This window comes from Brevundimonas sp., from assembly GCF_041911375.1.
Taxonomy (GTDB): domain Bacteria; phylum Pseudomonadota; class Alphaproteobacteria; order Caulobacterales; family Caulobacteraceae; genus Brevundimonas.
Genome location: NZ_JAYRPA010000035.1, coordinates 44,617 through 50,886, shown reverse-complemented (window position 1 = coordinate 50,886; position 6,270 = coordinate 44,617). Strand labels below are relative to the sequence as shown.

Annotated in this window: 6 protein-coding genes; 4 read left to right on the top strand and 2 right to left on the bottom strand. The window is 69.9% G+C overall.

Annotated features, from left to right (window positions below; translation table 11 throughout):
- Nucleotides 1-778: 2-C-methyl-D-erythritol 2,4-cyclodiphosphate synthase (ispF, locus tag ACE3PU_RS07205; protein ID WP_374388146.1), on the top strand; the 778-nt coding region annotated here is incomplete at its 5' end.
- Here the strand turns inward: ispF and ACE3PU_RS07200 are convergent.
- Nucleotides 775-3,066 (bottom strand): fused MFS/spermidine synthase, encoded by a 2,292-nt coding sequence (locus tag ACE3PU_RS07200; RefSeq protein WP_374388144.1) that lies wholly within the window; start codon nt 3,064-3,066, stop codon nt 775-777. The genes ispF and ACE3PU_RS07200 overlap by 4 nt on opposite strands.
- A gap of 40 nt (nt 3,067-3,106) precedes the next feature.
- Between ACE3PU_RS07200 and ACE3PU_RS07195 the strand changes: the two genes are divergently transcribed.
- Both ACE3PU_RS07195 and ACE3PU_RS07190 read left to right on the top strand, forming a co-directional pair.
- On the top strand, nt 3,107-3,595 hold the full coding sequence (locus ACE3PU_RS07195) for a CinA family protein (protein WP_374388142.1): 489 nt from the start codon (nt 3,107-3,109) through the stop codon (nt 3,593-3,595).
- A complete protein-coding gene (locus tag ACE3PU_RS07190) occupies nt 3,592-3,846 on the top strand; it encodes a sulfurtransferase TusA family protein (RefSeq protein WP_374388140.1) in 255 nt (84 codons plus the stop codon). The genes ACE3PU_RS07195 and ACE3PU_RS07190 overlap by 4 nt, the downstream gene beginning before the upstream one ends.
- Here ACE3PU_RS07190 and ACE3PU_RS07185 read toward each other — a convergent pair.
- Nucleotides 3,800-4,648: a YihY/virulence factor BrkB family protein gene (locus tag ACE3PU_RS07185; protein WP_374388148.1), complete on the bottom strand. Its 849-nt coding sequence runs from the start codon at nt 4,646-4,648 to the stop codon at nt 3,800-3,802. The two genes, ACE3PU_RS07190 and ACE3PU_RS07185, sit on opposite strands and share 47 nt — an antisense overlap.
- A 266-nt stretch (nt 4,649-4,914) precedes the next feature.
- Here ACE3PU_RS07185 and ACE3PU_RS07180 point away from each other — a divergent pair, with 266 nt between their 5' ends.
- On the top strand, nt 4,915-6,249 hold the full coding sequence (locus tag ACE3PU_RS07180; RefSeq protein WP_374388136.1) for a diguanylate cyclase domain-containing protein: 1,335 nt from the start codon (nt 4,915-4,917) through the stop codon (nt 6,247-6,249).
- The last annotated feature ends 21 nt before the right edge of the window (nt 6,250-6,270 follow it).

Below are 6,270 nucleotides of genomic sequence, written 5' to 3'. Positions count from 1 at the left end.
GGGCGCCCTGCCCGTGCTGCCGGTCGCCGACAGCCTGCGGCGCGCGACCGACGGCCGGATGGACGGCGTGGTCGAGCGGGACGGTCTGTGGCGCGCCCAGACGCCCCAGGCCTTCCGTCGTGGCGTGATCGAGGGCGCCTACGCGGCCTGGAGCGACGCCGAACCGCCCGCCGACGAGGCCGTGGTCGTCCAGCGCCACGGCGGCCGGGTCGCCCTTGTCGACGGCGACCCGCGGCTGATGAAACTGACCTACCCTGAGGATTTCGCCATGGTCGAGGCCCTATCGCCGCGTCAGACCCGCATCGGCTCCGGCTACGACGTCCACCGCTGGGGGCCCGGCGGGTCGGTCTGGCTTTGCGGGATCGAGGTGCCGCACGACCAGACGCTTATCGGCCATTCCGACGCCGACGCCGGCCTGCACGCCCTGACCGACGCGATCCTGGGCGCGCTCGCTGACGGCGACATCGGCGACCACTTCCCCCCCACCGATCCGAAGTGGAAGGGCGCGTCCTCGGACCAGTTCCTGCGCCATGCCGCGGATCTGGTGACCGCGCGCGGCGGGCGCATCATCAATCTCGACGTGACCCTGATCTGCGAGCGTCCGAAGGTGAAGCCGCATCGTCAGGCCATGCGCGAGCGTATCGCCAGCCTGCTGTCGCTTCCCCTGGACGCCGTCAGCGTCAAGGCCACCACCACCGAGGGGCTGGGCTTCACGGGGCGCGGCGAAGGCCTGGCCGCCCAGGCCGTCGCGACGGTCGACCTGCCGGCGCCGCTCTAGCCGACAGCGTAGCGCATCTGCCGGACCAGCGAGCCGAACAGATTGACGTAGTCGTCGGTCCACGGGCGCACCGACGTCGGCTGCAACCGACGCCAGCGGGGATCTTCGCGATAGGGCGCCATGCCGGCCTCGGTCGGCGACAGGATCATCGCCTCGGTCGAGGCCTCCGCCATGACCGGCGTGTCGTCGCGCTCGATATAGACCTGGTGCAGGTTCGGGACGTTCAGGGCCTGCGCGGCGGCTTCGGCCGGCAGGGTGATCTCCAGGTTTCGGTTGGACAGGTGCAGCACCACCACGCCGTCGGGCTTGAGCAGGCGCAGATAGCCTTGGATGGCCTCGACCGTCAGCAGATGGGTCGGGACGGCGTCGGAGGTGAAGGCGTCGATGATCAGCAGATCGTAGCTGCCGGGCGCCTCGCGGGCCATCGTCAACCGCGCGTCCCCCAGGACCGTGCGCACCGGCCCGTCGGCGCAACCGTTGATGAAGCTGAACCAGCGCGGGTCGCGCGACATCCGGTCCACCATCGGATCGATCTCGAAGAAGGTCAGCCGGTCCTGTTCGCGCTTATAGGCGGCCATGGCGCCCGAGCCCTGGCCGACCACGCCGATGACGGCGCCGTCCGGATGGCGCGTCTGGGTCTGTAGCGCCGCCTGCCCCAGGGGCGCCGACGTCGCATAGTACAGGGTCGGCTGGCAGCGATAGCGGGCCGCCTGGGCCTGGGCCCCATGCAGCGTCGTGCCGTGCATCAGCACATGCACCGGCCCGCCCAGCGCCGGATCCGGCGAGGTCGCCACCCGCATCACGCCGAAGAAGCTTCGCTCCGACATGTCCCAGTCGTAGCCGCGCGAGATGTGATAGCCGGACCAGACCATGGCGGCGATGACGACGGTGAAAAGGACCGCCCGGTCCCGCACCATAAAGGCGAACAGCGCCGCGACGCCCAGCGTCCCCTGCGCCATCCGGACCATGTGCGCCTCAGGCACAAGGGCGCGGAAGCCGGGATTATAGCGCATGGTCTCCAGCACGCCGGGCGGCGTCAGGGCGATGGCCACGCCGATCAGCATACAGGCGATCTCCCAACGCTTCAGCGGCCCGCCGCCCCACGGCCGGAACAGGCCCACGGCGATCAGGACCAGCGGGTACTCCCAGACCATGTTGAACACGACCGGCGCGACCAGGGCGTTGAACGCTCCGCCCACCACGCCGCCCAGGGACAGCAACAGGTAGAACTCGGTCAGCCGATCCGGCGCCGGCCGGCGCGCCGCCAGCAACTGGTGGCACATCAGGGCCGTGATGAAGAAGGTCGCCAGATGGACGACGAAGATCACCGCCCACTCGCCCGTGCGGAAGGCGATCAGCGCCGCGCAGGCCGCCGCCGCGCAGCCCTGGATCGAAAGCGTCAGCGGCAGAGAGATCGCCGGCCGCGACTGGAAGGCGATGACGAACGTCAGCAGATAGAGCGCCAGCGGCAGGACCCACAGGAAGGGCGCCGAGGCCACATCGGTCGACAGGTGGGCGGTCACGCCCAGCATCAGGCTGGAAGGCGCCGCCGCCAGCAGGACCAGCAGGCCCTTCTCGCGCCAGGCGATCGGCGCGCTCGTCGCCAGCCGCGGCGGCTCCGGCGCCGTACGGGTCCGGCGCAGCCAGACGACGGCGCCCAGCCCCGCGACCATCAGGACGAACAGTCCGTAGCCGCCGCTCCAGCCCCAGCGCTGCCCCGACAGGCTGGCCAGAGGTTCGATCAGGATCGGATAGGCCAGCAGGGCCAGGAAACTGCCCAGGTTCGACGCCGCGTACAGCACATAGGGATTGCGACCGTCGGCGTGTCCGACCCGGACACGGGCGAACCAGGCCTGCAGCAGCGGGGCCGTCGCCGACAGGACCGCGAAGGGCGCGCCGACCGAAAGCGCCAGGGTCGCCAGCAGCCACGCCGTCGGGGACGCGGGGTCGGGATCACCCAGTAAACCGTTGATCCTGAGCGGCAGGAACAGCGCCGCCGCCAACAGCAGCGCAAGGTGTATTCCCACCTGACCGCGCAGAGAGCCGACCCGCTGAAGCAGGTGGGCGTAGCCGTATCCGACCAGCAGCGCCGTCTGGAAAAAGACCATGGAGGCGTTCCACACCGACGGCGAACCGCCCAGCGTGGGCAACACCAGCTTGGCGACCATCGGCTGGACGACGAACACCAGACAGGCCGAGGTGAAGATGGCCGTCGCGAACAGCCAAGGCGTGACCCGATCCCGCGTCGCCTCGGAGGGTGGAGACTCTGGATAGACGGCGTCGGTCATGGCTCTGGTTAGAGCGGGACTCGCAGCCTATGAAAAGATCATGTTCCCCGAAGACATCCAGCAGAGCGCGCAGCAGATCGTCGCAATCGCGACCGCGCGCGGCCTGATGCTGACCACGGCCGAAAGCTGCACCGGCGGGCTGGTCGCCGGCGCCCTGACTCAGATTCCCGGCTCCTCCGCCGCTCTTGACCGCGGCTTCGTCACCTATAGCAACCTGGCCAAGATGCAGATGCTGGGCGTGCCGGCAGCCACGCTGACGACTTACGGCGCCGTCTCGCGCCAGACGGCCGAGGCGATGGCGCAGGGCGCAGCCGCTCATGCTCAGGCGACCGTCGCCGTCTCGGTGACCGGCGTCGCCGGACCGGGCGGAGGCTCGGCGGACAAGCCGGTCGGGCTGGTGCATTTCGCCGCCGTGGGGCCGGCGGGCCTCATCCATCGCGAGGCGCGCTTCCGCGACATCGGCCGCGACGCGGTTCGCCTGGCCAGCGTCCGCGTGGCGCTGGGTCTGCTGGCCGAACAATTGGCGTGAACGGCTCCACCATCATCGATGCGCGCGGTCATCGCTGCCCGACGCCCAGCCTCAAGCTGCAAAAAGCCATGCGGGGCGCCGCCCCGGGCGCGCGGTTCACCCTGCTGGCCACCGACCCTATGGCGCGCATCGACGTGCCGTACCTGATGCAGCAGTTGAAGGGCCGCGTGGTGTCGGTGGACCAGGCTGACGGCGCCTTGCGGATTACAGTCGAGACTGGCCCCGGGACGCTCGCCGCTCCGACAGACTGACCACGCCCGCCGGCGGCTTGGCGACGGTCGCCTGGTCCCGCGCCGCGATCTCCATCTCCGTGGCGAAGGCGCCGCCGTAGAAGATCGCGTTGACGTTCCACGACAGCCAGATCAGCAGCACCACGACCGCACCGACTGATCCGTAGGTCGCGCCCAGCGGCGCGATCTGTTCGACATAGATGGCGCACAGCCAAGATGCGACCACCGACATCAGGGTGGCGATCAGTCCGCCGACCAGAGCGGGCAACCAGGCCACCGGCGTCCTGTGGCTCATGGCGTAGCGATAGAGCAGCGTCAGCCCCAGAGCCAGGCCGGCCGCCGGCAGCAGGGTGTCCATCGGCCCCAGCCCGCCCCCGCTCTGCGCCCCGGCCGGCGACGCGGCGTGGGCCAGGATGCGGGCGGTGACGACGGCGCCGGAGACGATGGTGAACAGCGCGAAGGCGAAGATGGCCACGAAGAAGGCCAGCAGGTTGAACTTGAAGAAGCCGTGCGGCTCCGTTTCGTCATGGATCAGGTTCAAACCCGCCAGCAAGGCCTTGAATCCACGGTGCGCGGCATAGGCGCCGACAATCAGGGCAAAGGCGCTCTGGGTCGACACGGTGCGCGCCGAGGCGTTGGCCAGGCGGCTGATCTCATCCTCAAAGATGCCTTGGGCGGCGCTGGGCAGAAGGTCCGACAGGGCGGCCGCCTGCTCGCTGACCTGGCCGATCGACAGGCCCAGCTTGTAGAAGCCGATCAGAATGGCGATGGCCGGAAAGACCGCCAGCAGGGCGAAGAAGGACACCCCGCCCGTGTAGAGCATGACGTCGCGTCCCCAGCTGCGGGCGAAGGCTCTTACAGACAGCCGCCCCCAGAAGTCGGGCGCCTTCAACACCGCGCGGCTCAGATGCTCGCTCAACCAGGTTCTCTCGACCGCCTTCGCCAAGCCGGGGAACCTAACCGATTTGCTCGGCAGGGAAAGCCTTACGTTGGCCGCCCGGCGTTACACGCGTTCAACCGCCTCGACATTGCCTGACACGCGGTCGTCTCGCTATGCTTGCACGGCGTCGCCGGGGGCGACAGGCGCGCATGGCGCTCAAGGGGCGACTGGTTTTGGATTTCGACACACGCGTATTGGTTCTGGCGTCGAACGATGACCGGATCGGCCCTCTGACGTCGGGATTGGATTCGCTGGGTTGGCGCACCGTGACGGCGCGCAATCTGGATTCGGCCGAGGCCACGCTTCAGGACTTCCCCCTGGAAGCCGCCGTGATCGACGCGGCCGACCTGTCGCCGGACGCCGTCGCCCGCCTGCGCGCCGCGGCCGAGCCGAGACGTCTGCCGATCATGGTCGTCGGCGCCCGCCCGGACGCGGCGCCCGGCGCCGATCTGGCCATGTCCAAGCCGCCGCATCCCGTCCAGGCCTCCCTCCGGCTGGAACAGCTGATTCGCGCCGCGATCGCCGAGGAGGAGTTCCGCCTTCGCTCCTCCACCTTCGCCGCGCGCGGCGTGAGCCTGGACGCGCGCGACGCGGACGATCCGCCCTTGCGCATCCTGGCCGCCGGCGCCGCCGACCGTCGCTTTCTGGCCCTGTCCAATGCGTTGTCGGCAGCCGGGGTCGACGTCGTCGCCGCGCCGACGCCCTACACCGCCTTCGACTTCCTGCACGAAAGCGCCTTCGACGCGGCTGTGCTCTGGGGCGCCGACGACCACGCTCCGGCGCTCTCCATCGCATCGGGCATGAAGCGCAACACGCGCCTCTACCACATCCCGCTGATGCTCTATCTGCGGGGCAAGAACGAGATCAACCTGGGCGAGCTGTTCCACCGCGGCTTCGCCGACGTGGCCTCGGTCGACACGCCGGAGGGGGAGACCGCCGAGCGTATCCTGGCGCTCGCCCAGTCTCACCGACGTCAGCTGACCATACGCAAGGCGCTGGATTCGGTACGCAGTCTCGAGCTGATGGACCCATCCACCGGCCTGTTCACCGCCGATCTGTTCGCCTCCCATCTGGGGCGTGTTGTCGAGGCGGCGCGGGCCCGGCGCCGCCCGCTTTCGGTCTGCGTTCTGCGGGTGCGCGAGGGCGATGCGGTGACCCTCGCCCGCCAGAGCGGCTGGCTGGATCGCGCCATGCCCCAGATCGGAGCGATGATCGCGCGGCTGGTGCGGGTCGAGGATACGGCCGCGCGTCTGGCGAAGGAGGTCTTCGCACTGGCCCTGCCGGCGACGCGCGGCGAGGCGGCGCGACTGGCCGCCGAGCGCATCGCCGCGGTCATCGGCTGCACCGCCTTCGACGCCGGGCCGGACCGCTCGCCCTTCGTGGCCGAGTTCGACGTCGGCGCGGCGGAGCTGAGTCCCGGTGAAGCCCCCGGCGTGTTGCTGGAGCGCGCCTCCGCCGATCTGTTCGCCCGCACCGGACGCTAGAGCGACGTCGGCCAGGCCGAT

Coding starts and splice junctions, on each gene's coding strand:
- ACE3PU_RS07195 (WP_374388142.1), top strand. CDS start 3,107: ATGTTCCCCGAAGACATCCAGCAGAGCGCGCAGCAGATCGTCGCAATC.
- ACE3PU_RS07200 (WP_374388144.1), bottom strand. CDS start 3,066: ATGACCGACGCCGTCTATCCAGAGTCTCCACCCTCCGAGGCGACGCGG.
- ACE3PU_RS07185 (WP_374388148.1), bottom strand. CDS start 4,648: ATGCTCTACACGGGCGGGGTGTCCTTCTTCGCCCTGCTGGCGGTCTTT.
- ACE3PU_RS07180 (WP_374388136.1), top strand. CDS start 4,915: ATGGCGCTCAAGGGGCGACTGGTTTTGGATTTCGACACACGCGTATTG.